The organism is Nocardioides sp. Soil796, from assembly GCF_001429525.1.
In the GTDB taxonomy this organism is placed as follows: Bacteria; Actinomycetota; Actinomycetes; order Propionibacteriales; family Nocardioidaceae; genus Nocardioides.
In genome coordinates this window covers 30,580-55,981 of sequence record NZ_LMSQ01000019.1, presented here as the reverse complement: position 1 = coordinate 55,981, position 25,402 = coordinate 30,580, and the positions used below count along the sequence as shown (strand labels likewise).

Genomic DNA, 25,402 nt, shown 5'->3' with positions numbered 1-25,402 from the left:
CGCGGGTCAGGATGGGTCTCGTCATGACCGCCACGTTGAGCCCTCCGGGGCTGTCCCCAGCCGAGACCAACCGTCGTCCCCTGACGCTCCTGGCCACCGTCGCCGGGCTCTCCGCCGCGGCCAGCACGCTGGCCGTGTGCCTGGGCCTGGCCCTGCTCGGCTGGTTCCTCGCCGACGGGGGCATCCACGGGGCCCCGCGCGATGCACTGCGCGCGGGCGGCCTGGGCTGGCTGATGGGCCACGGGTCCGGCGTCACGGTCCAGGGGGTCGCGATCACCGCCGTCCCGCTCGGCCTGACCCTTCTCTTCGGCGTCGTGGTGTGGCGCTTCGGCCTCCGCTTGGGCGAGCAGGTGGCCGGCCACGGGCCCGACGCCGATGCGCTCTCCGACGGTGACCGTGACTGGACCGTCCCCGCGGCGACGGGACTCTTCGCGGCGACGTACGTCGTGGTCGCCGTGTTCACCGCCGTGCTCTGTGGCACCGGTGACCTCAGCCCCGACCTGAACGCCGTGATGCTGTGGTCCCTGGCCCTCACCTGCGGGGTCGGCGGCACCGGCGTCGCGATCGGGTCCGGCCGTGCCTCGATCTGGCTCTCCCTGGCGCCCCCCGCCGTACGCGCCTCGCTGCACGCCGCCTGGTCCGTCGTGCTCGCCTTCCTGGTCGCGGCGGCGGGCGTGTTCGTGGTCGCGCTGGCCCTCGACTTCGGGGCCGCGATGAACGTGATGTCGCAGCTGCACCTCGACACCGGTGACGGCCTGATGTTCGTGGTGCTGGTGCTCACGGTCGTGCCCAACGCCGTGATCTTCAGCGGCGCCTACCTGCTCGGCCCGGGGTTCCTGGTCGGCACCGGAACGCTCGTCTCGCCGTCACTGGTCGCGATCGGGCCGGTGCCGATGTTCCCGTTGCTGGCCGCGCTGCCCGACACCGGCCCCACGCCGGCATGGACTCCCGCGCTGATCGTGCTGCCGGTGCTGTGCGCGGCGGCCGGCGTGGTCCGCAGCCACCGGCACAGCCCGACCGCAGCCTGGGACGAAGGCGCCCTGCGCGGGGTCGTCGGCGGGGTTCTGGCCGGCCTCCTCTTCGGACTGCTGGCCGCGGTCGCCGGGGGAGCCGTCGGGCCCGGGCGGATGACCGACGTCGGCCCCCTGGTCTCGGAGGTGCTCTGGCACGGGATCGTCTCGCTCGGTGCCGGCGGCCTGCTCGGCGGACTGCTCGCCACCTGGTGGACCCGACGCTCGCTCCCCGAAGAAGCGCCAACCGTGGATTCTTGATGCGCGAGCCGTGGATTCTTGCGCTTCGAGCCGTGGATTCTTGATGTGTGACACGTGCTGCCCCGACCCGGCTTGAGACCGGTTCGGTGAATCGGGGCGCGGTCGATAAACTCCGCCCGTGCCAACCACCCGGAGTCCCCAGCGCCTCGTCGTGCTCGTCTCCGGGTCGGGCACCAATCTCCAGGCGCTCCTCGATGCGTGCGCCGACCCGTCGTACGGCGCCACCGTGGTCGCGGTGGGCGCCGACCGTGACGGCATCGAGGGCCTGGCCCGCGCCGACCGTGCGGGCATCCCGACCTTCGTGCGCAAGGTCGGCCAGTTCTCCAGCCGCGACGACTGGGACCACGCGCTCGCGGACAGCGTCGCCGCGTTCGAGCCGGACCTGGTGGTCTCCGCCGGGTTCATGAAGCTGGTCGGCGAGGACTTCCTCGGCCGGTTCGCCGGCCGGATCGTCAACACGCACCCCGCGCTGTCCCCGTCGTTCCCCGGCATGCACGGGCCGGCCGACGCACTGGCGTACGGCGTCAAGGTCACCGGCGCCACCCTCTTCGTCGTCGACGGCGGGGTCGACACCGGCCCGATCGTCGCGCAGGTCGCGGTGCCGGTCGAGGACGACGACGACACGGAAGAACTTCACGAGCGGATCAAGGTCGCCGAGCGACAGATGCTCGTCGAGAACGTGGGCCGGATGGCCCGAGAAGGTTTCACCATCACCGACAGGAAGGTGCGGTTCGGCGCATGACAGACGGCAAGATCGCCATCAAGCGGGCCCTGGTCTCGGTCTACGACAAGACCGGTCTGGAGGAGCTCGTCCGTGGTCTGCACGCTGCCGGGGTCACCCTGGTCTCCACCGGTGGCTCCGCCGCCCTGATCGAGGGACTCGGCATCCCGGTCACCAAGGTGGAGGACCTCACCGGCTTCCCCGAGTGCCTCGACGGCCGGGTCAAGACCCTGCACCCGCGCGTGCACGCCGGCATCCTCGCCGACCGCCGCCTCGAGTCCCACGTGCAGCAGCTCGCCGACCTCGAGGTCGAGCCCTTCGACCTGGTCGTCTCGAACCTCTATCCCTTCACCCAGACCGTCACCTCGGGCGCCACGCCCGACGAGTGCGTCGAGCAGATCGACATCGGCGGTCCGTCGATGGTGCGCGCCGCCGCCAAGAACCACCCCTCGGTCGCCATCGTCACCTCGCCCGACGGGTACGACGCCGTGCTGGCCGCCACTGCCGCCGGCGGGTTCACCCTCGCGGAGCGCCAGAAGCTGGCCGCCGACGCGTTCGTGCACACCGCGACGTACGACGTGCACGTGGCGTCGTGGATGGGCTCGGTGCTCACCGACACCTCCGACGGCTCCGGCTTCCCGGCCTGGGCCGGTGCCACGTGGAACCGCGCCGACGTGCTGCGCTACGGCGAGAACCCGCACCAGGCTGCCGCGCTCTACGTCAACGGCTTCGCCCCGCAGCCGGGGCTGGCCCAGGGCAAGCAGCTGCACGGCAAGGAGATGTCCTACAACAACTACGTCGATGCCGATGCGGCGTACCGCGCGGCCTACGACCACGGCGACCTGCCGACCGTGGCGATCATCAAGCACGCCAACCCGTGCGGCATCGCGGTCGGCACCTCGGACGAGCCGATCGCGGCCGTTCACGCCAAGGCCCACGCCTGCGACCCGGTGTCGGCGTACGGCGGAATCATCGCCACCAACCGCACGGTGACCAAGGAGCTGGCCGAGACGGTCAAGGACATCTTCACCGAGGTGGTCGTGGCTCCCGGCTTCGACGGCGAGGCCCTCGACATCCTCACCACGAAGAAGAACCTCCGCCTCCTGGTCGTCGACCCGCCGGCCCGCGGGGGAGTGGAGACCCGACCGATCTCGGGTGGCCTGCTGATGCAGGTGCGCGACGCCATCGACGCCGAGGGCGAGGACAAGTTCGGCAACGCCACGGGCGACGACGCGTCGCGCTGGCGCCTGGTCGCCGGTGACGCCGCCGACGAGGCCACGCTGGCCGACCTGCAGTTCGCCTGGCGGGCGATCCGCGCGGTGAAGTCCAACGCGATCCTGCTCGCCTCCGGCGGAGCCTCGGTCGGCGTCGGCATGGGGCAGGTCAACCGGGTCGACTCCTGCAACCTGGCCGTCACGCGCGCGGGCGATCGGGCCGCCGGTTCGGTGGCCGCGTCCGACGCGTTCTTCCCCTTCGCCGACGGCCTCCAGGTGCTGCTCGACGGTGGCGTGAAGGCGGTCGTGGCGCCGGGTGGCTCGATCCGCGACGAGGAGATCATCACTGCCGCGACAGCCGCGGGCGTGACGATGTACTTCACCGGGACCCGCCACTTCGCCCACTGACGTGGCCATTCCCCGGGTGCTGGCGGGGCTGGTCCCGCCCACGAAGCTGGAGCGCGACCTCGCGCTCCAGTCGGTCCTCTCGGCGTTCGCCACCGGAGCGTTCCTGACCGGTACGGCCGTCTTCTTCACCCAGATCGTCGGACTCACCGGAGCCCAGGTCGGCCTCGGCATGAGCGCTGCGGCGGTCGTGACGTTGGCCCTGTCGATCCCGTTGGGCCGGCTCAGCGACCGGGTCGGCGCCAAGCGGCTGTGGGTGATCAGCGCCCTGCTCGAGGCCGGGCTCTACTTCTCCTGGCCGCTGGTGTCGGGGTTCCTGACGTTCGTGCTGGTACTCTCGGTGCTGGCCTCGGTCGAGACTGCGGGCCGCTCGGCACGCAACGTCTACCGCATCGAGGTCTTCCCCCGCGAGACCCGGGTGCGGGCGATGGCCTTCCAGCGTTCGGCCCGCAACGTGGGCTACACGCTGGGCGCGGGCGCCTCGGGTGTGGCCCTGGGCATCGGCTCCCGCGAGGCGATCATGGCCATCCCGTTGCTGACCGGCGCCCTGCTGATCATCAACGCGCTGATGATCTCGTTCCTCCCGACACTGGTGCGCTCGGTCCCCGACCACGGAGACGACCACCACCTCTCACCGGGCGCGTTCCGCAACCGGGGGTTCGTCGTACTCGCCCTGTGCAACGGCGTGCTCTCCTCCAACCAGGTGCTGCTCAACGTCGTCGTGCCCCTGTGGTTGGTCGAGCGCACCGATGCGCCGCAAGTGCTGCTGGCCTGGCTGTTCGGCACCAACACCGTGCTCGCCGTACTCCTCCAGGTGCGGGCCTCGCGGGGTGCCGAGACCGTCAACGGGTCGCTGCGGGCGGTGCGCTGGTCGGGATGGGCGTTCGTGCTGTCGTGCGTGGTGCTCAGCGTGACGCACGAGACCGTCGGCTGGGTCTCGATCGTGCTGATCTGGATCGGCCACATCACCATCACCGGTGCCGAGCTGTGGCAGTCGGCCTCCGACTGGGGCTTCACCTCAGAGCTCTCCGACCCGCGCCGTCTCGGCGACTACCAGGGCGTGTGGAGCCTGGGCTACCAGGTCGAGCCGATCGTCTTCCCGGCCCTCTACACGTTCCTCGCGCTCAGCTGGGGCGCGCCCGGTTGGGTGGTGATCGCCGTCATTGCGGTGGCCGCCGCGGTCGTCTCACACCCGGCTGCGCGTGCTGCCGAGAGGCACCTGGCCCGGCACACGGGGGTGCCGGCCGCCGCCTGACCCGTCGCACTTGCGCGGTGCTGTTGACGGTGACCCGCTACTGCTGGTGGGGGAGGGACATCAGGAGCATCGGGGGCACGGCGTCGGGCAGCCAGTCCGGACGCAGCTCACCGATCACCTGCCAGCCTCGATGCCGGTAGACGTCGACCGCCGCGCCCTGGAGGACGTCGAGCACCGGCAGCCTGCCCTGCGAGCGCGCCCACTCGACCGCCGCGTCGAGCAGCGCCCCGCCGACGCCCCGGCCCTTGACCGATGGATCCACGAAGAGGACGGCGACCAGCGCCAGAGCCGATGCGTCGTCCGTGCCGATGGCGTGGAGGAACGCCGTCGCCTCCTCGCCGGTGACCGGCCCGACCGCCACGTGCCCGGCCACCCGTCCGTCGACCTCGACCACCCAGGCGCGGTCCTGGTCGTCACGGACGATGAAGTCGGCGACCGGGAACGGCAGGGGCCACCGGTGCGGATAGCCCGAGGTCGGCTGCTGGGCGCCCAGCACCTCGACGAGCGCGGGTACGTCGGAGTCGACCCGGGGACGCAGCGCGAAAGCCATGCTGGCCACCCTAGAGGGCCCGGACCGGCTCGACCGGCGGCAGGAGCGCGCGGTCCTTGTCTCCCGGGTCTAGTTTGGAGGGCGTGACCAACGCTCCCCCTTCACACGAGTTCATCACCACTCTCGGCGAGCTGCGCGCGTCCGGACACGTGCTCCGCGACCTGCGCACCGAGATCCGCGACAACCTGCTGGCCGCGCTGGCCGAGGGCCGTGACCCGTGGCCGGGGCTCCATGGCTTCGAGGCCACGGTGATCCCGCAGCTCGAACGCGCCCTGATCGCCGGCCACGACGTCGTGCTCCTCGGCGAGCGGGGGCAGGGCAAGACGCGTCTGCTGCGCACCCTGGTCGGGCTCCTCGACGAGTGGAGCCCGGTGATCTCCGGCTCCGAGATCGGCGAGCACCCCTACGACCCGATCACCGTCTCCTCCAAGGCCGCAGTGGCGGCGTACGGCGACGACCTGCGGGTCTCGTGGCGGCACCGCGACGACCGGTACGCCGAGAAGCTGGCCACGCCCGACACGTCGGTGGCCGACCTGATCGGCGACGTCGACCCGATGAAGGTCGCCGAAGGGCGCTCGCTCGGTGACCCCGAGACCATCCACTTCGGCCTGATCCCGCGCAGCCACAGGGGAATTGTCGCGATCAACGAGCTGCCCGACCTCGCCGAGCGCATCCAGGTGGCGATGCTCAACGTGATGGAGGAGCGCGACATCCAGATCCGCGGCTACGTCATGCGACTGCCGCTCGACGTGCTCGTCGTGGCCAGCGCGAACCCGGAGGACTACACCAACCGCGGGCGCATCATCACCCCGCTCAAGGACCGCTTCGGCGCCGAGATCCGCACCCACTACCCGGTCGAGCTCGAGGCCGAGGTCGCCGTGATCCGACAGGAGGCGCACCTCGCCGCCACCGTGCCCGACCACCTGATCGAGGTGCTGGCGCGCTTCACCCGTGCCCTGCGCGACTCCAACGCCGTCGACCAGCGTTCCGGGGTCAGCGCCCGCTTCGCCATCGCCGGCGCCGAGACGATCGCCGCGGCCGCGCTGCACCGCGCCACCGTGCGTGGCGAGGAGCATGCGGTGGCCCGGGTGGTGGACCTCGAGACCGCCGTCGACGTGCTCGGCGGCAAGATCGAGTTCGAGACCGGCGAGGAGGGGCGCGAGCACGAGATCCTCGAGCACCTGCTGCGTACGGCGGTGGCCGAGACCGTCCGCGGGCGGTTCCGCGGCATCGACTTCGCCGTGCTGATCAACGCGATCGAGCAGGGTTCGCCGATCGCCACCGGTGAGCAGGTCACCGCACGTGAGCTGCTCGACGCGCTACCGCCGCTGGGGGAGTCGGAATTCTACGACACCGTCATGGAGCGCTTCGGCGCCACCAACGACGGCGAGCAGGCCAGCGCCATCGAGCTGGCCCTCGAAGGCCTCTACCTGGCCCGCAAGATCGGCAAGGACACCGGCGACGGGGAGACGATCTACGGATGACGCGCCGCCCGGACCGGCACCGGTCGCGCTACTCGCGCTACGCGGGTGGCCCGGACCCGCTCGCGCCGCCGGTCGACCTGGCCGACGCCCTCGAGGCGATCGGCGAGGACGTGATGGCCGGCTACTCGCCCGAGAGGGCGATGCGCGAATACCTCCGCCGCGGGTCCAGGGACCAGCGCGGGCTGGACGACCTGGCCCGCCGGGTGCAGGAGAAGCGCCAGGAGCTGTTGCAACGCCACAACCTCGACGGCACCCTCCAGCAGGTGCGCGAGCTGCTCGACAAGGCGGTGCTCGAGGAGCGCAAGCAGCTGGCCCGCGACGTCGACCTCGACGACTCCGACCGCGCGTTCCGCGAGATGCAGCTGGAGAACCTGCCGAGCTCTCCGGCGGCGGCGGTGACCGAGCTGGCGTCGTACGACTGGCAGAGCGCGGAGGCCCGCGAGGCCTACGAGCAGATCAAGGACCTGCTCGGCCGGGAGCTGCTCGACCAGCGGTTCGCCGGCATGAAGCAGGCCCTGGAGAGCGCCACCGACGAGGACCGCGAGCGCATCAACGAGATGCTCGGCGACCTCAACGACCTGCTCGAGAAGCACGCCCGCGGCGAGGACACCCAGGTCGACTTCGACGAGTTCATGGACAAGCACGGGGAGTTCTTCCCCGAGAACCCGAGGAACATCGACGAGCTCCTCGACGCCATGGCCGCCCGCTCCGCCGCCGCCCAGCGGATGCTCAACTCGATGACGCCGGAACAGCGCAACGAGCTGATGCAGCTCTCGGAACAGGCGTTCGGCTCCCCGCAGCTCTCCGAGCAGCTGGGCCGACTCGACGCGAACCTGCAGGCGGCCCGGCCCGGCGAGGACTGGGGCGGCTCGGCCGACTTCGAGGGCGAGGAGGGTCTGGGGCTCGGCGACGGCACCGGCGCCCTGCAGGACCTGGCCGACCTCGACGACCTGGCCGAGCAGCTCGCGCAGTCCTACCAGGGCGCGCGCATGGACGACGTCGACCTCGACAAGCTGGCCAGGCAGCTCGGCGACGAGGCTGCGGTCGACGCCCGCACCCTCGCCGAGCTCGAGAAGGCGCTGCGCGACACCGGCTACCTGAAGCGCGACTCGACCGGCAACTACCGGCTGTCGCCCAAGGCGATGCGCCAGCTCGGCAAGGCGCTGCTCCGTGACGTGGCCCAGCGCCTGTCGGGTCGCCAGGGCGCTCGCGACATACGCCACGCGGGTGCCGCCGGCGAGCTGAGCGGGGCCACCCGCGAGTGGGCGTTCGGTGACACCGAGCCGTGGGACGTGACGCGCACGATCACGAATGCGGTGATCCGCACGGTCTCCGACGGCGGAGACACACGCAACGGAGTACGCCTCGACATCGGCGACGTCGAGGTCAGCGAGACCGAGGCCCGCACCCAGGCCTGCGTGGCACTGCTGGTCGACACCTCGTTCTCGATGGCGATGGACGGCCGCTGGGTGCCGATGAAGCGGACGGCGCTGGCGCTGCACACGTTGATCCAGAGCCGGTTCCGTGGCGACCACCTGCAGCTGATCGGGTTCGGCCGGCACGCCGAGGTGATGGAGATCGAGCAGCTCACGGCACTCGACGCGTTCTGGGCCAAGGGCACGAACCTGCACCACGCGCTGCTGCTGGCCAACCGCCACTTCCGCAAGCACCCCAATGCCCAGCCCGTGCTGCTGATCGTCACGGACGGCGAGCCCACCTCGCACCTCGAGCCGAACGGCGAGGTCTACTTCGACTATCCGCCGCACCCGTTGACGATCGCCTACAGCGTGCGCGAGCTCGACAACGCCGGACGCCTCGGCGCGCAGACCACGTTCTTCCGCCTCGGCGACGATCCGGGGCTGACCCGGTTCATCGACTCGATGGCCAAGCGCGTCGACGGTCGCGTGGTGGCACCCGAGCTCGACGACCTGGGCGCCGCGGTCGTGGGCTCCTACCTCGGCTCGCGCGGGCCGGGCGACCGGCGGGGCGACGGGTACGGCGGGTGGGGCGGCCGTGGCTTCTGGGTCGACGACTGACCTGTCGCCAGTTCTGATCGACCTGTCGCCAGTTCTGGGTCAGGACAGGTCGCCCGTCTGGTTGAGTGGCGCCCATGACCGTGTGGATCGAGGCCGGACTCTGGGGACTGCTCGCCGGCGGGGCTCTGGTGCTGGGCGCGTTGGTCGCGTGGTTCGTGCGCGTCCCGCGGCCCGTGGTGGCCACGGTGATGGCGTTCGGCGCGGGCGTGCTGATCTCGGCGCTGTCCTTCGACCTGGTCGACGAGGCCGAGGAGCTCGGCGGGCTCTGGCCGACCGTGGCCGGCTTCCTCGGCGGTGCGGTGGTCTACGTCGCCGCCAACGTGGCGCTGGCACACAAGGGCGCCCGACACCGCAAGCGCTCCGGTGAGCTCCAGCCCTCCGAGAAGGAACAGGCAGGCAGCGGCACGGCGATCGCGATCGGCGCACTGCTGGACGGCGTGCCCGAGTCGGTGGTGCTGGGCGTCTCGCTGCTCGGGGGCGGTGGGGTGGCCCTCCCGGTGCTGGCCGCGATCTTCATCTCCAACGTGCCCGAAGGGCTCTCCAGCTCGGCCGGCATGAAGGCCAGCGGACGCAGTGCCCGTTACGTCTTCGGGGTCTGGGTCGGCATCGCGGTGGCCAGCGGCGTGGCGGGCGCGCTGGGTGCGCTGCTCCTCGACGGCGCGGCCCCCGAGGCGATCGCGGTGATCACCGCGATCGCGGCCGGCGCGATCCTGGCCATGGTGGCCGACACGATGATCCCCGAGGCGTTCGAGCGGACGCATCTGTACGCCGGCCTGATCGCGACGCTCGGCTTCATCACCGCGTTCGTGATCGAGCGCGCCTGACAGGCCACCCGGCTGCGTATCCTGACGCCGTGGAGATCGAGTTCGCCGGACCCGTCGTCGAGTGGCGCGGGCCCGCGCCGTACCACTTCGTGGTGCTTCCTCCCGACGCCGCCGAGATCGTCGACGAGGTGAAGGCCGCGGTGGCCTACTGGGGCGTCGTGCCGGTCAATGCGCGCATCGGGGAGACCGACTTCACGACGTCGATGTTCCCGCGCGAGGGCACGTGGTTCCTGCCGGTGAAGGACGCCGTACGGCGGGCAGAGCTGGTCACGTTGGGTGACGCTGTCGACGTGGTGCTGACGATCGACGCGTGACTACTCTGGCTTGGCGGCTTCGGCGAGGGCGGTGAGCTCCTCGCCCATCCGCTCGACCAGGGCGTTGAGTGACTTCAGTGGCCGGATCATCACGGTGAACTCGGTGATCCGGCCGTGGTCGTCCCAGGTGATCCGGTCGATGCCGAAGACCTGCAGGTCGCCCAGGGTCGAGGTGAACTCCAGAATGGCGTCGTTCTCGCGCGGCCACTCGTCGACGTACGAGAAGTCCTCGCCGAGGACCTTCAACGCCGCGGTCAGGTAGGCGACGACCAGCGGCTTGCCCTCCTGCGGCTTGAAGACGGCGGGGGAGTGGAAGACGGCGTCCTCGGCGACCAGGTCGGCCAGGCCCGCGGAGTCACCGCTCTCGACGATCGCGTGCCAGCGGGGAAGTCCGAGCTCGGTGGGGGTGCTCATGCGTCCAACTTACTCAGGTGCCCGAACAGGACGCTGACGAGCCACGCCCCGCCAAGACGGCTGGCCGCGGGGGCCGCCGGACACGTCAGTGGTCAGACTTGCCGTTGCCCCTGACCTGCCACGTGGTCTCGGCCGGGCTCGCATCGACGTTCCCCGCCGCGTCCGTCGCGCGTACGGAGAAGGTGTGCCGACCGGGGTCCAGGTCCGAGTAGCCCACCCCGGAGTCACAGGGCGTGTACGCCGCTCCGTCGAGGCTGCACATGAACGACGCGGCTTCGTCCGCACTGAACGAGAACTGAGCGCTGTCCGCGGCAGGGAACTCGGCGCTGAGGCTGGTCGCCGGGGGTGTGACGTCGGCCGCGGTCGAGACCTCTGGGCTCGGCGAAGACGACGTCTCGCGCGGGGTCAGGCGCGTCTGCGTGGTGCGGGCTCCCGCGCGGGAAGCCACCTCGTCCCGTGGGGATTTCGACGTCGCGGACTTGGCGTCCTTGCGGTTCGCCACCCGGCCGTCGGAGGCAGGTGTCTCCGGGGTCAGCTCCGGCGGCCCGACCTCGGGCGACCCGGAGGGGCCTGGGTGCTCGGGCCCCGCCGAGCCGGACTGCGTGCTCGATGACCCGCCGACCATGGACGCTCGGGTGGCGTAGGCACTCGCGCCGAGGCCCAGCAGCACCAGAACGATGACGAGGGCTCGGGCGTGCCCAGGTCGGGCCACCATGGCGAGCGAGTGCGCGGTGGCGCGCGGAAGGCGGCGCCACAGGTCTGTCAATGGGCGTGGGGCTCTGTGTTGCATGAGAGTCTCCGGGGTCGACTCACGGGCAGACCCGAGATCCCCCCTTGCCCGTGACGGGCAGGAAAGCGATCACGCTAACAGGGCGTCGCGGCAGAGCCGAATCCGCCTTCGTGCCTTGCGGTCGTCCTCAGGCACCCGTCGGGAACTTGACGCCGGTGTTGGCGTGGCAGCGGTAGCCGAACGGGTTCTTCGCGAGGTACTGCTGGTGCACGTCCTCGGCGTAGAAGTAGGTCGACGCGGGCCGGATCTCGGTGGTGACCGGGCCCTGTCCGCGGCGGGCCAGCTCGTCGCCGTACACCTTGGTCAGCTCGATCGCGGTCTCGCGCTGCGCCTCACTGAGCGTGTAGAGCGCCGAGCGGTACTGCGTGCCGACGTCGTTGCCCTGCTGCATGCCCTGGGTCGGGTCGTGCACCTCGAAGAACGTCTTGACCAGGTCGGCGTAGGAGATGACGGCCGGGTCGAAGACCACGCGCACGGCCTCGGTGTGGCCGGTCATCCCGGAGCACACCTCTTCGTACGACGGGTGCGGCGTCGAGCCGCCGGCGTACCCGACGGAGGTCGACCAGACGCCGTCCTTCTGCCAGTAGATCTCCTCGGCGCCCCAGAAGCAGCCGAGCCCGAAGATCGCCGCCTCGAAGCCGTCAGGGATCTCGTCGGTGACCACGGGCGCGTCGAGGACGACGTGCTTGTCGGCCAGGTGGAACCAGGCCTCCGTGCGGCCCGGCAGGGCACGGTCGGGGGTGACCAACTCGGTCTTGTGGCGGCCGAACACGGGCGTCTCCTTCGGGTCGGAATGCTTCCAGTGTGCCCAACAACGCAAGGCCTCCGAACGTTCCCGTTGCCCCGGCCTCAGCGGTCGATCGTGCATTTGACGGTGCGCATGGGCAGGGCGCTGAAGCTGCCCTCGGACGCCATCGCCCGGATCGGCACGATCATGATCGTCACGCCGGCACGCCACGGCAGCGGCGTCTGCAGGTTGCTGCCGTCGGGGGCGGGGATGTACGGCGGCACGGTGAACTCCTCGATGCCGAGCTCGAACATCGCATCGCGGCACAGGTCCGCCGCCTGCTCGGTGTTGATCGCCTGGTCGGGGTCGAGTGGCGGCTCGTTCTCGGCGTACCGCTGGGAGACGACACTGATCGCGCCGCCGACGCCGACGATCGCGCCCATGGCCAGCACGGCCCACAACCAGGTGAGTCGGCCCTTGGGCGCGTCGGGGTCCTCCGGCGGCTCGGCGGGGGAGAGACCGGCTTCCTGCAAGACGTACGGCGGATCATTCATGGCGCCCTCGGCTCCATCATCGTCCGCACGCGTACGGCGGACAAGGCTCTTGCCGGTTGGCGCACGCATCGACCCGAGCTCCCCTCGCTACAGTCGGGTGCGTGAGCACTCAAGAACACGCCAACAAGTCAGGCTTCGAGACGCGTGCGATCCACGCCGGCTACGAACCCGATCCGATGACCGGCGCGGTGATCCCGCCGATCTACGCCACCAGCACCTACAAGCAGGACGGCGTCGGCGGCATGCGAGGCGGCTACGAGTACAGCCGCTCGGGCAACCCCACGCGCACCGCGCTCGAGGGCGTGCTGGCCGCCCTGGAGCAGGGCGAACGCGCCTTCGCCTTCGCCTCCGGGCTGGCTGCCGAGGACACCCTGCTCCGCTCCGTGTGCCGCCCCGGCGACCACGTGGTCATCCCCGACGACGCGTACGGCGGCACCTACCGCCTGTTCGACAAGGTGGCCAAGGTCTGGGGCCTCGACCACAGCCCGGCCGCGGTCTCCGACGTCGACGCCGTGCGCGCGGCGATCCAGCCCGGCCGGACCAAGGTCGTCTGGGTCGAGACCCCGACCAACCCGTTGCTCAACATCGGCGACATCGAGGCGCTCGCCTCTGTCGCCCACGACGCCGGTGCCCTGCTGGTCGTCGACAACACGTTCGCGTCGCCGTACCTCCAGCAGCCGATCACCCTGGGCGCGGACGTCGTGGTGCACTCGACCACGAAGTACTGCGGCGGCCACTCCGACGTCGTCGGCGGCGCCCTCGTCGTACGCGACCTCGACATCGCCGAGAAGGTCGCGTTCCACCAGAACTCCATGGGTGCCGTCCCCGGACCGTTCGACGCGTTCCTCACCCACCGCGGCCTCAAGACCCTGGGTGTGCGCATGGACCGGCACTGCGACAACGCAGAGAAGATCGTCGAGTTCCTCAGCGGTCACGCCAAGGTGTCGCAGGTGATCTACCCCGGTCTCGCGGAGCACCCCGGCCACGCGGTCGCCTCGAAGCAGATGAAGCGGTACGGCGGCATCGTGTCGTTCCGGGTCACCGGTGGCGAGCAGCTGGCGCTGGACGTCTGCGGCAAGGCGGAGGTCTTCACGCTGGGCGAGTCACTCGGCGGAGTCGAGTCGCTGATCGAGCACCCCGGCCGGATGACCCACGCGTCGGTCGCCGGCACCGACCTCGAGGTGCCTGCCGACCTGGTCCGCCTCAGCGTCGGGATCGAGACCGTCGACGACCTCCTCGGCGACCTCGACCGGGCCCTCGGCTGAACGTGTCCGTCGGGTGGGCCTGTTGGATGACGGGCCCACCTTGCCCGTGGCATAGCCTTGGCGACCGTGAGCAACGAAGCTGACGAAGCGGACCAGGCCGAGCCCGAACAGGCGCCCGACGAGACAGCTGAGGGCGCGCCCGAAGAGGGTGAACCCAGGCGTCGCTCGAAGCTGTTGTCGAGGCGTGAGCGCGACGACGACGATGACTCCCTGTCGGAGCGCCTGACCCAGCAGCTCGCGCACCAGTGGGCGGTCCTGCGTGCCGAGCGTCGGGCAGAACCGGCGCCGATCGAGACCGGCCCGTCGAACACCCGCAGGGCCCAGGTGCCGTGGGCGCTCGACCTGGCCGCGGCGTGGGCGTGGCGCTTCCTGATCATCTCGGCTGCGGGCCTCGCGATCCTCTGGGTGCTCGCCTACTTCGCGGTGATCACCCTGCCTCTGGTGATCGCCATGCTGATCGCGGCGCTCGCTGCGCCGGTGGTCCGTGGCCTCGCCAACGTGGGCGTGCCGCGCGCCCTGGGTGCCGGACTGGTCGTCCTCGGTGGCATCGCGTCCGTGGGTGCCCTCCTGACCTTCGTCAGTCGCGAGGTGATCCGCGGCGGAACCCAGCTGGCCGACCAGGTCGTGGTCGGCATCGAGAAGATCCGCGAGTGGTTGCAGGACGGTCCGTTGAAGGCCAGCGACTCCCAGATCAACAGTTGGCTCGAGGAGACCCAGAAGAGCATCACTGAACGCTCGAAGGACACCGAGGTGCTCGCGCACGTCACGGAGTTCGGCGCGGCACTCGGACACGTGCTGGCTGGCTTCTTCATCGTGCTGTTCGCGACGTACTTCTTCCTCGCCGACGGCGACCGTATCTGGTCGTGGATGGTGCGGATGTTCCCCCGGGCCGCGCGTGAACGCGTCGACTCGTCGGGCCGGGTCGCCTGGAACTCGCTCACCCAGTTCGTGCGCGCCACCGTGGTCGTCGCGCTGGTCGACGCGATCGGCATCATGATCGTCGCGGCGATCCTCGACCTGCCGCTGGTGCTGCCGATCGGTGTCCTGGTCTTCCTCGGTGCCTTCGTGCCGATGATCGGTGCCACGATCGCCGGCTCCGTCGCGGTGCTGGTGGCCTTGGTGGCCCAGGGCCCGTTCACCGCGCTGCTGATGCTCGGTGGAGTGATCCTGGTGCAGCAGATCGAGGGCCACATCCTGCAGCCGTTCCTGATGGGCCGCTTCGTGTCCGTGCACCCGCTCGGCGTGATCGTCGCGATCGGCTGCGGTGTGATCGTGGCGGGAGTGGCCGGCGCTCTGGTCGCCGTACCCCTGGCTGCCGTGGTCAATGCGGTCGTGCAGCACCTCGCCGCCTTCACCGAGGTCGGCGAGGACCCGATGGAGGCGATCGACGAGGACCTGGTCGCGGCCGGACGACAACCCGGCACGCCCAACGACCCCGAGGCGCTCGCAGATGGAGAAGACCGTGGTTGAGATCCCCGTGCCGACCCTGGCCGACATCCAAGCCGCGCGCAAGGTGCTCGAGGGCGTCGCGGTGCTGACCCCGATGGAGGAGTCGCGATGGCTCAGTGCGAAGGCAGGCGGGCCGGTCAGCCTCAAGTGCGAGAACCTCCAGCGCACCGGGTCGTTCAAGATCCGCGGTGCCTACCTGCGCATCTCGCGGCTCAGTGAGGAGGAGCGGGCCCACGGCGTCGTGGCGGCGTCGGCCGGCAACCACGCCCAGGGCGTCGCGCTCGCGGCCAACCTGCTCGGCATCAAGTCGACGGTGTTCATGCCCGAAGGAGCGCCGATCCCCAAGGAGCGGGCCACGCGCGCGTACGGCGCAGACGTGGTGTTCCACGGCAAGTACATCGACCAGGCCCTCGAGGCGGCCCGCGAGTTCGCCGAACGCACCGGCGCCGTGCTGATCCACCCCTTCGACCACGCCGACATCGTGGCGGGGCAGGGCACCGCCGGTCTCGAGATCCTCGAGCAGGCACCCGACGTGCGCACCGTGCTGGTGCCCGCCGGTGGCGGCGGTCTCGTGGCCGGCATCGGTACGGCGATCAAGGCTCTGCGGCCCGACGTACGCGTGATCGGCGTGCAGGCCGAGGGCGCCGCGGCGATTCCCGGATCACTGGCCGCCGGCTCACCGGTGGCGCTGGAGTCGATGGCCACGATGGCCGACGGAATCGCGGTCGGCCGACCCGGCGACGTCCCGTTCCGGGCGATCCAGAGCTACGTCGACGACGTCATCACGGTCTCGGAGGAGTCCCTCTCACGAGCCCTGCTGGCGCTGGTCGAACGGGCCAAGCTGGTCGTCGAACCGGCCGGGGCGGCCGCAGTGGCCGCCGTGCTCGACAACCCGACCGCGTTCGAGACGCCCGTGGTGGCGGTGCTGTCGGGCGGCAACATCGACCCGCTGCTGCTCGGCAAGGTGATCCGGCACGGCATGGCCGCCGACAGCCGCTACCTCAACCTGCGGGTCTGCATCCCCGACGTACCAGGCGGGCTGGCCAAGTTGCTCGGTGAGCTCGCTGCCGCCCAGGCCAACGTGCTCGAGGTCGCCCACGAACGCATCTCACCCTCGCTCCACCTCGACGAGGTCGAGGTGCACCTGCAGTTGGAGACCCGCGGCGAGACCCATGCCTCGACCCTGCTCGCCCGGCTCCGCGAGCGCGGCTACACCGTCTTCGAGTAGATACTCCCTGACGTTTCGGTCCCAGAATGACGATACTCCCTGACGTTTCGGTCCCCGAAGGGGCTGAAACGTCAGGGAGTATCCCCGGATCAGGGCCGAAACGTCAGGGAGTATCGGGAAGTGATCAGGCGCCGTAGGGCTTGGCGTCGAGGATCTCGACCTTCAGCTCCTTGCCGTTGGGCGCGGCGTAGGTGACCGTCGTGCCCTTGGAGTTGCCGTTGATCGCGGCACCCATGGCCGACTCGGGGGAGTAGACGGTGAGGTCGTCGCCCTCGTTGAGGTTCTCGCGGGCACCGAGCAGGAACTGCTCGGTCTCGTCGAAGTCGAGCAGCTTGACGGTCACGACCATGCCGGGCTCGACGACACCGTCGTCGGGGGGCGTCTCGCCGACCTCGGCGCGCCGGAGCATGTCCTCGAGCTGACGGATGCGGGCCTCCTGCTTGCCCTGCTCGTCCTTCGCGGCGTGGTAGCCGCTGTTCTCCTTGAGGTCTCCCTCGTCCCGGGCAGCGGAGATCTTCTCGATGATCTCTTGGCGGAGCGGGCCCTTGAGGTTCTCCAACTCAGCCTGGAGCTTGTCGTAAGCCTCCTGGGTAAGCCAGATCGTTCCCTGCTCAGTCATGGTGCAACTCCTGCGTGCAGTGCGGATTGGGGCAGTGCCCATTGGGAAACCTCGGGCGGTGTGGGGGACGCACACGAACCGCAGAGGGCACAAGTGCCTGCTCCGTCGGCAGCACTGAATGTCCCTGCTCGAGGTGTCGAAAGAATGAGTTTAGCAAAACGGCCGGGGTGCGGCACGTTCCCGAGAGATCAGCCCCGGGTGATCAGCGGGGTCGATCCTGGTCGGGTGTCGTGCAGCCGACCAACTCGACCGAGGTGGCCTCGCGCTCCGTGCGGATGCTCACCTCGTTGCGCCCGTCCGTGGGCGTGAAGTTCTGCTCGCCGACCGTGACGTGGTCGCCGGCCAGGGCCCGCACCTTGCAGGTCGCGTCGGCGTCGTCGGACAGGTGGACCTGTACGACGACCTCGACCTTGTGCTGGTCGACCACGGAGTACGTCGACAGGTCGGACGAGGCCTCGGGCGTGGAGTGGAACCACATCACCCAGCCCAGCCAACCGAGGAAGGCGATGGCGAGCACGGCACACACGACCACCACGAACAGTCGTTGCCGGGGACGTCTGGTGCCGTAGCGCTCGGACAGGTCAACACTCACGGGCTCCATGGTGGCAGAGCGCCCGGCATCACGGGACTTCGCCCACCCGCCACCCAGTGGCCCGCGGGTGAAGGCGCGTGCGCCGGGCACGGGACTTCGCCCACCCGCCACTAGAATCACCGCATGCCGACACCGCCCTCCGGCCCCCTGCGCCTGATGCACGTGCACGCCCATCCCGACGACGAGTCGAGCAAGGGTGCCGCGACGACCGCGAAATACGTCGCCGAGGGGGTCGACGTCCACGTCGTCACCTGCACCGGGGGCGAGCGCGGCTCCGTGCTGAACCCCCGCATGGACCGCCCCGACGTGCTCGAGAACATCACCGAGATCCGTCGCAGGGAGATGGAGGCGGCCCGCGACATCCTCGGCGTCACCCAGGACTGGCTGGGCTTCATCGACTCCGGATGGCCCGAGGGCGACCCGAAGCCGCCGCTGCCGGAGGGCTGCTTCGCCCTCGAGGACGTCGAGGCTGCGGCCGCACCACTGGTGCGGTTGATCCGCGAGTTCAGGCCCCATGTCGTCACGACGTACGACGAGAAGGGTGGCTACCCGCACCCCGACCACATCCAGTGCCACAACATCTCGATGGTGGCGTTCGAGGCTGCCGGTGACCCGGAGCGCTACCCGGAGGCCGGTCCGGCGTGGCAGCCGATGAAGCTGTACTACCAGCACGGGTTCAACCGGCCGCGCACCGTCGCGATCTCCGAGGCGATGGAGGCAGCCGGCCTGGAGAACCCGTGGAAGGAACGGCTGGCCAACTGGAAGCCCGACCCGGCGCACGACGCTCGCATCACCACCCGGGTGCCCTGCGGCGACTACTTCGACGTGCGTGACCGGGCGCTGCTCGCCCACGCCACCCAGATCGACCCCGACGGGCACTGGTTCGCCGTACCCCTCGACCTCCAGCAGCGCGTGTGGCCGACCGAGGAGTTCGAGCTGGTCACCAGCCACGTCGAGTCGACGCTGCCCGAGGACGACCTCTTCGCCGGCATCCGCGGCACGACTGAGACACTGGAGTCATGACTGAATCACTGGCGGCTGTGAACGGCCTGCTCATCGCCCTTGTCGCCAAGGACAACAGCATCCCCGAGGACAAGGACGTCGTCGCCGGGTGGCTCGGGTTCTCGGTGTTCATCGCCCTGATCGTGGCCGTGGCCCTGCTGTGCTGGAGCCTGACCCGTCAGCTCCGCAAGACCCGCGACGCGCGCGATGCGGGTGTGTTCGGTGACCAGCCCAAGTCCGAGGACCACGACACCGACGCCTGACCGGTCAGCGCTTGACCAGGTGCACCAGGCAGTCGTACGCCGTCCGCGCCGGCTCGCCACCGTGCCCCGGCTCGACCTCGCGTGAGACGCGCTCGGCCCGCACCACCTCGAACGACTCGCCGTCGAGGTCGGCCAGCAGGTCGTCGGCGGTCATCAGCACCGACGGGTCCTGCGGCCCTCCGGTGCCCTCGGTGAGGTTGCTGGAGTCGTGGGCGACACAGAGGAACGTGCCGCCGATGTCGAGCGCGCACCAGGCCCGGCGTACTGCCCGCTGTCGGCCCGCGGCCGGGAGCTGCAGGTAGGCGATCACGGCCAGGTCGACCGGCACCGGCGCCGCCCAGTTGAGCACGTCGGCGCACACCCACTCGATCGGGTGGTCCGAGGGCGGCTCGACGGCCCGGCCCTTGTCGAGGCCGGCCTGCGCGAAGTCGACCGCGGTGACCTGCCAACCCAGCGACGACAGCCAGAGCGCGTTGCGGCCCTCGCCGGCGGCCAGGTCGACGGCGCGCCCGGGTGTCAGCTCGGCCAGCTGGCCGGCGACGAACTGGTTCGGCGTCGCCGACCACACCAGCTCCGCATCGGCGTAGCGCTCATTCCAATCGACTGCATCCATTGCTCCAGTGTGCCGCCTGTCCGGACGGACCGCACCGAGTCATGCTGTGGGCCCGGTTCGGCTCAGCGGCGTGGACCGTAGGCCATCTGCTGCAGGTCGTGCCCGACCACTACGTCACCGCGGTACGTCGAGCGCACCGCGCGTCGCCAGGTCGAGTCACCGACCTCGCGCGGATCCCCGGGCCCGATGTGCGCGAGCGCAACGCGTCGCACTCCCGCCTCCGTCGCCACCCGCCCGACGTCTTCCGGGGTGGTGTGCGAGCTGGCGAAGAAGTCCAGCAACGCTTGCGGGTAGCCGATCCCGGCGTAGTAGGGAATGTGCAGGGTCTCGTGCACCAGGAGATCGGCGTCGGCAGCCAGACGGACCACGTTGTTGCTGACCGCGGTGTCCCCGGAGAAGACGAAGACTCCGTCCTCGGTCTCGAAGCGGTAGCCGAAGCTCGGGAAGACCGGCGGGTGCTGCACCAACGTGGCGCTGACCCGGACCCGGTCGTCCTCGAAGACGACGAACGGCTCCATGTCCGGGGCGACGTCACCGTCCGGTGTCGCGCCGACGGACTCCGGCGGCAGCAGGTCGTGTGCGTCGATCAGGGACGCAAGGCCGGGGCGGCTGTTGTAGCGGGTGCGGATGTTCAGGTCGTAGGCCCAGCCGTCGACCGCGCCTGCCAGCAGCTCCGACGTACCCGGGGTCGGGTTGTCGGGGTTGGCGAGCGGCGCCGGGTCCACACCGGGAGTGGGTGCGGGCAGACCGTGCGGATTCCCGGGGCCGTACACCTGCACCGGGTCGACGATTCCGTGCCCACCGGTGCCCCACCCGAGCATGAACAGGTTGAACAGGTCCGCCACGTGGTCGGAGTGCAGGTGCGTCACGAACACTCCGCGCAGGGACTCCATGGGTACTCCGGACTGCACCAGCTTGCGGACCGTGCCGTACCCCGCATCGACGAGGTAGGACCGGTCGCCGACGACCACCAGGCTGCTGCAGCCCTGACGTCCCGGCTCGGGGAAGGGGCCGGCCGCCGTGCCGAGCAGGATCACCTTCGTGCGAGCGTCCCGGAGCTCGCCGCTGAGCTGGGTCGCGTCCGGCGGCTGGTGCCCGCGTGGCGTGCGCCCGGCTGCAGCGGCGAACGGCGTGCAGCAGAGGTCGGCGGCTGCGACGGCGCCGAGGCCCAGCCCGGTCGCGAGCAGCCCGCGCCGGCCCACGTGTGTCGCGTTGTCCATGACCAAGCCTTCCTGTGGGGGTGTCAGCCCGCTGATGTGGTCCATCGAATATCTGTAAGATCTTGATCTATAAGGACTTACAGAATTACCTTGCCGGTAAGATAGGTCGCGGCCCGACGGTCAGTCAAGGGCCACCTAGGATCATTCTTCGACGCAGGGCGGACAGCTGGTCGGAGGGCGAGATGGCACGAGGCCGAGGGAAACGGGACACCCCCGAGGACGAGGTCGACCTGATCATCGCGGAGTGGCGCGATGAGCGCCCCGACGTGGACGCCGCCAGTATCGGCGTCTTCGGGCGGGTCAGTCGGCTCCTGCCCCTGCAGCGAGCCGCGGCGGCGCATCTGCACCGCGAACACGGGCTCTCGGTCGCTGCGTTCGACGTCCTGGCCAGCCTGCGCCGCTCCGGGTCGCCGTTCCGCAAGACCGTCGGCGAGCTCGCCGCCTCCTCGCTGCTCACCTCGAGTGCGGTCACCCTGCGACTGGACAATCTCGAGCGCGACGGCCTGGTACGCCGGGTCCGCACCGGCGGGGATCGACGTCAGGTCTTCGCCGAGCTCACCGAAGACGGGCTGAGACGGATCGACGCCATCTTCGACGAGCACATCGCGCTGGAACGGCGACTGTTGCGCCAGCTCGACCCCACGGAGCAGGCCGAGCTGAGCAGGCTGCTGCGAAAGCTCTCGTTCTCGGTCCGTGACGAAGCCCCTGACGACGATCTCGAGAGGGAGGATGATCGCCGCATCCGGTGATCCGAGAGGGTCAGAGCACCAGCTCGGGGCGGACGCGTTTGGCCGACCAGACCCGTTGCTTGCGGGCCACCCGGCTGGTCACGAGCAACGCGCCGATGCCCCACGCGGCCAGCACCAGTACGTCGGTGAGCACACGCGCCTCGAGCCCGCCGTACATCAGCTGCCGGAGGCCGTCGACGGTGTAGCTCATCGGCAGCACGTGGTGCAGCACGTAGAGCGGCTGCGGGATCGTCTGCCACGGGAACGTGCCGCCGGCGGTGACGAGCTGCATCACCATCATCACCAGCCCGAGGAACTGGCCGGCCGTGCCGAGAAGCGCGTTGAGGGCGTGGATGATCGCGATGAAGACGGCCGAGGAGAGCATCAGGAACAGCAGCGTGGTCGGCACGTGCACCGGTCTGATGTCGAGGGCGATCGTGACCACCGCCAGCATCACGGTGACCTGGGCCAGGCCGAGCAGCATCGGCGTGTACCAGCCACCCAGGGCCACCCGCAGAGGCGTCTGGTTGGCCGCGAGCGCACGTTGGGACAGCGGACGGACCAGTAGGAACAGCACGTAGCCGCCGATCCAGGCGGCCAGGGCCAGGAAGAAGGGGGCCAGCCCGGCGCCGTACGACGCGGCCTCGGCCTGCGAGCTCGAGCGGATGTCGACCGGGTCGCCGATCGTGCTGGCGACGCGGCTGCGGGTCTTCGCATCCATCGTGGGCACCTGGGCGGCCCCGTCGCGGAGGCCGTCACGCAGCTTCACGGCTCCGTTGCGGAGCTTGACCAGCCCGGTGTCGAGGTCGCCGACCCCGGTCTTGAGGGTGGTGGCGCCCTCGGACAGCTGGCCGGCGCCGTTGGACAGCTTCGTCGCACCGTCGTGCGCGTCGGAGATGCCCTTGACCAGTGCGGGCACCGCTGCGGCGAGCTTCTCGTTGCCGTCGGCGACCGCGTCCGCCCCGTTGGCCAGCTGGTTCAGCTTGTTCCTGGCGTCGCGGGCCTTGGCGTCGGCCTCGCGGATCGGCTGGCCGACCCGGTCGTAGAGCGCCAGGATCCGGGTGCGCTGTGCCTGGGTCAGGCCCATGGCGCGCAGGTCGGTGGAGAGGTCGGCACGGTTGTCGCGGTAGCGGGTGCGCACGTCTCCGACGGCAGAGGCGGCCAGTCGTCCGTACGACGCGACCGTCGCGTTGCCGTTGGCAACCTTGCGTGCCCCGGTGGCGAGCTGGCGGGTCTGGCCCGGCAGGGCGGCGGTGCCGGACTCCAGGGTGCCGAGCCCGGTGCTCAGCTCGGAGGCACCGTCGGCGAGGGTGTCGGCTCCGGTGGCCAGGCGGCCGGCCCCGCGCTCGAGCTTGCCGACGCCGGTGCGGGCCTGGGTCAGGCCCTTGACCAGTCTGTCGGCGCCATTGGCCCCCTTGAGCAGGCCGCTGCGCAGATCGGCGATGCCGAGCAGGAACGTGTCCGTGGCCTCCTTCGAGAGCCGGGTGGCGATCGCGTCGCGCACCTTGTCGGTCACTGTGTTGGCGATCGTCGTGGAGAGATAGGAGTTCGCGTCGTTGGTGATCATCTGGAGTCGCGCCCGCTCCGGGTCGGAGGTCCCGGCACTGGTCAGGGAGGCGGAGAAGTCTCGTGGGATGGCCAGCGCGAAGTCGTAGCGGCCCTCGCTGACACCTTCCTCCGCCTCCTCGCGGCTGACCTCCTCCCACCCGAAGTCCTTGCGCTCGAGGAGCTCGTCGGCCACGTCACGACCGGCCTGCATCTCCTCGCCGGCGGTGTCGGTGGCACCGGTGTCCTCGACGACCAGGGCGGCCGGGACGTGGTCGAGGTTCGCGTAGGGATCGTGGTTGGCGTAGAGGTACAGCCCGGCGTACAGCGTCGGCACCAGCATCAGCGCGAGCACGGCGATCTTGGGCAGCCGCCCCGCGGTCAGGCGACGCAGCTCGGTCCAGGCAATGCGCAGTGACGTCATCAGGCACCTTCCTCGGGGCCGATCGTGAAGCGGTGTACGTCGGCGGGCAGGTCGACGGCAGCGCTGGCGGTGACCAGCACGCCGAACCCGCCGTCAGCCAGTGAGCGGGCCAGCTCGAGCCAGCTGCCCGGATGCAGCCCGTGGCGCTCGGGATAGGTCACCACGACGAACCGGGTGCCGGGCCGCAGGGAGGCGAGTCGGGCCAACGCGCCGACCCGTGCCTCGGGCGGTACGTCGTCGACGGTGCTGTCGGCGTACGCCTCGATGCCCTCCTCGGCCAGCCACGAGAGCACGGCCGCCTTCGATGCCTTGCGCTTCGCCATCGCGAGCTCCTCGCCGACGATCGTGCGCAGGGGCACGCTGCCGTCGGGCTCGCTCACCCCGGGTACGTCGACCAGGGCAACGGCCTTCTGCAGCTTCGTGGGGTCCTGCGAACCGTCGAGGGTGACCTGCCCTGCCGACAGGGGGAGCCGACCGGCCAGCGCCAGGGCCAGCGCGGTGTGGCCGCTGCCCGGACGGCCGAGAGCCACGGCGACCTCGCCCTCATCGAGGGCCAACGTGGTGCGGGGGAGCAGCGGCTTGCTGCCCTGGTGTGCCTCGACGTCATCGGCGTACAACGTCGAGGGACGGGCTGCCTCAGACGCGTGGCGTTCGTAGCGGTAGGCATCGACCTTGCCGGTGCGGATCGTCGTGCCGCCGGCCTCGAGCGCCACCCGACGCATGCCGTTGGCGGTGAGCACGTGCTGGCTGGCCGTGTTCTCGACTGCGGCGTGGGCGACGACGGTGGGCAGTTCGAGGTCGTCGAAGGCATGCTCGAGCGCGATCCGGCAGGCCTCGGTCATCGTGCCGGTACCGCGCACCAAGGGGTGTGACCAGTAGCCGACCTTGGCCCGCGTGCCCGGCTCGATGTCGAAGAGGTTGATCGCACCGACCAGCTCGTGGGTGGTCGGGTCGGCCACCGCCCACGTGATCTTGCTGCCCTCTGCCGCAGCCAGTCTCGAGGCCTCGATCCACTCGCGCGCGTCGTCCTCGTCGTACGGCGACGGCATGCTGCCCAACCACTTCTGGGTGCGCGGATCGCGGCAGGCCTCGACGATGCGGGGGATGTCGTCCTCGGCGAGGGGCCGCAGGACAACTCCGTTGCCGGAGAGGATCGGTGCCTGGTTCGCGGTGGTCACCCGCGTCACTCTAGGAGGCGGGGTTGACCGCGCCACGTAGCGTGACAGGCGAGCCGACTCCCAAGGAGGTAGCGCATGTCACGCATCGCCATCATCGGCGGCCACGGCAAGGTCGCCCTGCATCTCGCCCGCATCCTGTCCGGCGCGGGCCACCAGGTCAGCTCCGTGATCCGCAACCCCGACCATGCCGCCGACGTGGCGGCGACGGGCGCGACACCGGTGACCGCCGACGTCGAGCACCTCGACACCTCAGCCCTGGCCGAGCTGGTCGCCGGCCACGACGCGGTGGTCTTCTCGGCCGGCGCCGGTGGAGGCAGCCCCGACCGCACGTACGCCGTCGACCGCGATGCCGCGATCCGGGTCGTCGACGCGGCGGCACAGTCCGACGTACGACGCTTCGTGATGGTGTCCTACTTCGGTGCCGGGCCCGACCACGGTGTGCCGTCCGACAACTCGTTCTTCCACTACGCCGAGGCGAAGGCCGCTGCCGACGAGCACGTGCGGGCCTCGTCCCTGGACTGGACGGTGCTCGGCCCGAGCACCCTCACCGAGGAGCCCGCCACCGGCAAGATCGACGTCGGCGGTTCGTCGGCGTCGGTCTCCCGCGAGGACGTCGCGCTGGTCGCGGCCACTGTGTTGGGCGACGACGCCACGATCAAGCGCACGATCGAGTTCAACAACGGCGCGACGCCGATCGCCGAGGCCCTGGCCTGACGG

Annotated in this window: 26 protein-coding genes; 15 read left to right on the top strand and 11 right to left on the bottom strand. The window is 70.4% G+C overall.

Features of this window, described 5'->3' with window-relative positions:
- The first annotated feature begins 23 nt into the window (after positions 1–23).
- The 4 genes from ASH02_RS17570 (at position 24) to ASH02_RS17555 (ending at position 4,866) form a co-directional block, all read left to right on the top strand.
- Positions 24–1,271, top strand: a complete 1,248-nt coding sequence (locus tag ASH02_RS17570) for a cell division protein PerM (RefSeq protein WP_057295399.1) — start codon at positions 24–26, stop codon at positions 1,269–1,271.
- 118 nt (positions 1,272–1,389) lie between these two features.
- Positions 1,390–2,013, top strand: coding sequence for a phosphoribosylglycinamide formyltransferase (gene purN / locus ASH02_RS17565; protein ID WP_082620931.1), 624 nt, complete (start codon positions 1,390–1,392; stop codon positions 2,011–2,013).
- Positions 2,010–3,614 carry a bifunctional phosphoribosylaminoimidazolecarboxamide formyltransferase/IMP cyclohydrolase gene (gene purH, locus ASH02_RS17560; RefSeq protein WP_057295183.1) on the top strand — a complete coding sequence of 535 codons (1,605 nt, stop codon included), beginning with the start codon at positions 2,010–2,012 and terminating at the stop codon, positions 3,612–3,614. Before purN ends, purH begins: the two co-directional genes overlap by 4 nt.
- 1 nt (position 3,615) lies before the next feature.
- On the top strand, positions 3,616–4,866 hold the full coding sequence (locus ASH02_RS17555) for an MFS transporter (RefSeq protein ID WP_235532524.1): 1,251 nt from the start codon (positions 3,616–3,618) through the stop codon (positions 4,864–4,866).
- A 37-nt stretch (positions 4,867–4,903) separates the two neighbouring features.
- On the opposite strand, the gene ASH02_RS17550 is transcribed toward ASH02_RS17555, so the two are convergent.
- The gene (locus ASH02_RS17550) at positions 4,904–5,416 is read right to left on the bottom strand and encodes a GNAT family N-acetyltransferase (RefSeq protein ID WP_057295182.1); all 513 of its coding nucleotides are present in this window, start codon (positions 5,414–5,416) and stop codon (positions 4,904–4,906) included.
- A gap of 83 nt (positions 5,417–5,499) precedes the next feature.
- Here ASH02_RS17550 and ASH02_RS17545 point away from each other — a divergent pair, with 83 nt between their 5' ends.
- The 4 genes from ASH02_RS17545 to ASH02_RS17530 all read left to right on the top strand — a co-directional run bounded on the left by ASH02_RS17545 (position 5,500) and on the right by ASH02_RS17530 (position 10,074).
- Positions 5,500–6,900 carry a sigma 54-interacting transcriptional regulator gene (locus tag ASH02_RS17545; RefSeq protein WP_056678665.1) on the top strand — a complete coding sequence of 467 codons (1,401 nt, stop codon included), beginning with the start codon at positions 5,500–5,502 and terminating at the stop codon, positions 6,898–6,900.
- Positions 6,897–8,936, top strand: a complete 2,040-nt coding sequence (locus ASH02_RS17540; RefSeq protein WP_057295181.1) for a vWA domain-containing protein — start codon at positions 6,897–6,899, stop codon at positions 8,934–8,936. Before ASH02_RS17545 ends, ASH02_RS17540 begins: the two co-directional genes overlap by 4 nt.
- 74 nt (positions 8,937–9,010) lie before the next feature.
- Positions 9,011–9,760, top strand: a complete 750-nt coding sequence (locus ASH02_RS17535; protein WP_056678658.1) for a ZIP family metal transporter — start codon at positions 9,011–9,013, stop codon at positions 9,758–9,760.
- Positions 9,761–9,789: 29 nt separating this feature from the next.
- Complete coding sequence (locus tag ASH02_RS17530; protein ID WP_056678655.1) at positions 9,790–10,074, top strand: DUF1905 domain-containing protein; 285 nt, start codon at positions 9,790–9,792, stop codon at positions 10,072–10,074.
- Here ASH02_RS17530 and ASH02_RS17525 read toward each other — a convergent pair whose 3' ends face one another.
- The 4 genes from ASH02_RS17525 to ASH02_RS17510 all read right to left on the bottom strand — a co-directional run bounded on the left by ASH02_RS17525 (position 10,075) and on the right by ASH02_RS17510 (position 12,559).
- Entirely contained in the window at positions 10,075–10,488 is a 414-nt protein-coding gene (locus ASH02_RS17525) for a nuclear transport factor 2 family protein (protein ID WP_056678653.1), read from the bottom strand. It abuts the gene before it with no gap.
- A gap of 85 nt (positions 10,489–10,573) precedes the next feature.
- Positions 10,574–11,203 carry a hypothetical protein gene (locus ASH02_RS17520; protein ID WP_156388835.1) on the bottom strand — a complete coding sequence of 210 codons (630 nt, stop codon included), beginning with the start codon at positions 11,201–11,203 and terminating at the stop codon, positions 10,574–10,576.
- A gap of 202 nt (positions 11,204–11,405) precedes the next feature.
- A complete protein-coding gene (gene msrA, locus ASH02_RS17515; RefSeq protein ID WP_056678646.1) occupies positions 11,406–12,050 on the bottom strand; it encodes a peptide-methionine (S)-S-oxide reductase MsrA in 645 nt (214 codons plus the stop codon).
- A 77-nt stretch (positions 12,051–12,127) separates the two neighbouring features.
- A complete protein-coding gene (locus ASH02_RS17510) occupies positions 12,128–12,559 on the bottom strand; it encodes a hypothetical protein (protein ID WP_056678643.1) in 432 nt (143 codons plus the stop codon).
- A 101-nt stretch (positions 12,560–12,660) separates the two neighbouring features.
- On the opposite strand from ASH02_RS17510, the gene ASH02_RS17505 reads away from it, so the two are divergent.
- The 3 genes from ASH02_RS17505 (at position 12,661) to ilvA (ending at position 16,501) form a co-directional block, all read left to right on the top strand.
- Positions 12,661–13,824, top strand: a complete 1,164-nt coding sequence (locus ASH02_RS17505; RefSeq protein ID WP_082563601.1) for a cystathionine gamma-synthase — start codon at positions 12,661–12,663, stop codon at positions 13,822–13,824.
- Positions 13,825–13,890: 66 nt separating this feature from the next.
- Positions 13,891–15,294: an AI-2E family transporter gene (locus ASH02_RS17500; RefSeq protein WP_082563667.1), complete on the top strand. Its 1,404-nt coding sequence runs from the start codon at positions 13,891–13,893 to the stop codon at positions 15,292–15,294.
- Complete coding sequence (gene ilvA, locus ASH02_RS17495) at positions 15,275–16,501, top strand: threonine ammonia-lyase (protein WP_057295180.1); 1,227 nt, start codon at positions 15,275–15,277, stop codon at positions 16,499–16,501. The genes ASH02_RS17500 and ilvA overlap by 20 nt, the downstream gene beginning before the upstream one ends.
- A 124-nt stretch (positions 16,502–16,625) precedes the next feature.
- On the opposite strand, the gene greA is transcribed toward ilvA, so the two are convergent.
- Both greA and ASH02_RS17485 read right to left on the bottom strand, forming a co-directional pair.
- On the bottom strand, positions 16,626–17,120 hold the full coding sequence (greA, locus tag ASH02_RS17490) for a transcription elongation factor GreA (protein ID WP_056678638.1): 495 nt from the start codon (positions 17,118–17,120) through the stop codon (positions 16,626–16,628).
- Between the two features lie 202 nt (positions 17,121–17,322).
- Positions 17,323–17,712 carry a DUF4307 domain-containing protein gene (locus ASH02_RS17485; RefSeq protein WP_056678636.1) on the bottom strand — a complete coding sequence of 130 codons (390 nt, stop codon included), beginning with the start codon at positions 17,710–17,712 and terminating at the stop codon, positions 17,323–17,325.
- A gap of 123 nt (positions 17,713–17,835) precedes the next feature.
- On the opposite strand from ASH02_RS17485, the gene mca reads away from it, so the two are divergent.
- Both mca and ASH02_RS17475 read left to right on the top strand, forming a co-directional pair.
- Positions 17,836–18,735, top strand: coding sequence for a mycothiol conjugate amidase Mca (gene mca, locus ASH02_RS17480; protein ID WP_056678633.1), 900 nt, complete (start codon positions 17,836–17,838; stop codon positions 18,733–18,735).
- Entirely contained in the window at positions 18,732–18,977 is a 246-nt protein-coding gene (locus ASH02_RS17475; protein WP_156393532.1) for a hypothetical protein, read from the top strand. The genes mca and ASH02_RS17475 overlap by 4 nt, the downstream gene beginning before the upstream one ends.
- 4 nt (positions 18,978–18,981) lie before the next feature.
- Here ASH02_RS17475 and ASH02_RS17470 read toward each other — a convergent pair whose 3' ends face one another.
- Positions 18,982–19,590, bottom strand: coding sequence for a class I SAM-dependent methyltransferase (locus ASH02_RS17470; protein ID WP_082563598.1), 609 nt, complete (start codon positions 19,588–19,590; stop codon positions 18,982–18,984).
- 62 nt (positions 19,591–19,652) lie between these two features.
- Positions 19,653–20,810 carry an MBL fold metallo-hydrolase gene (locus tag ASH02_RS17465; RefSeq protein ID WP_056678626.1) on the bottom strand — a complete coding sequence of 386 codons (1,158 nt, stop codon included), beginning with the start codon at positions 20,808–20,810 and terminating at the stop codon, positions 19,653–19,655.
- Positions 20,811–20,992: 182 nt separating this feature from the next.
- Between ASH02_RS17465 and ASH02_RS17460 the strand changes: the two genes are divergently transcribed.
- The gene (locus ASH02_RS17460) at positions 20,993–21,559 is read left to right on the top strand and encodes a MarR family winged helix-turn-helix transcriptional regulator (protein ID WP_056678623.1); all 567 of its coding nucleotides are present in this window, start codon (positions 20,993–20,995) and stop codon (positions 21,557–21,559) included.
- Between the two features lie 10 nt (positions 21,560–21,569).
- On the opposite strand, the gene ASH02_RS17455 is transcribed toward ASH02_RS17460, so the two are convergent.
- Complete coding sequence (locus tag ASH02_RS17455; protein ID WP_056678621.1) at positions 21,570–23,507, bottom strand: YhgE/Pip domain-containing protein; 1,938 nt, start codon at positions 23,505–23,507, stop codon at positions 21,570–21,572.
- A complete protein-coding gene (locus tag ASH02_RS17450; RefSeq protein ID WP_056678618.1) occupies positions 23,507–24,685 on the bottom strand; it encodes a GNAT family N-acetyltransferase in 1,179 nt (392 codons plus the stop codon). Before ASH02_RS17450 ends, ASH02_RS17455 begins: the two co-directional genes overlap by 1 nt.
- Positions 24,686–24,760: 75 nt before the next feature.
- Here ASH02_RS17450 and ASH02_RS17445 point away from each other — a divergent pair, with 75 nt between their 5' ends.
- Positions 24,761–25,399 carry an SDR family oxidoreductase gene (locus ASH02_RS17445; protein ID WP_056678616.1) on the top strand — a complete coding sequence of 213 codons (639 nt, stop codon included), beginning with the start codon at positions 24,761–24,763 and terminating at the stop codon, positions 25,397–25,399.
- The last annotated feature ends 3 nt before the right edge of the window (positions 25,400–25,402 follow it).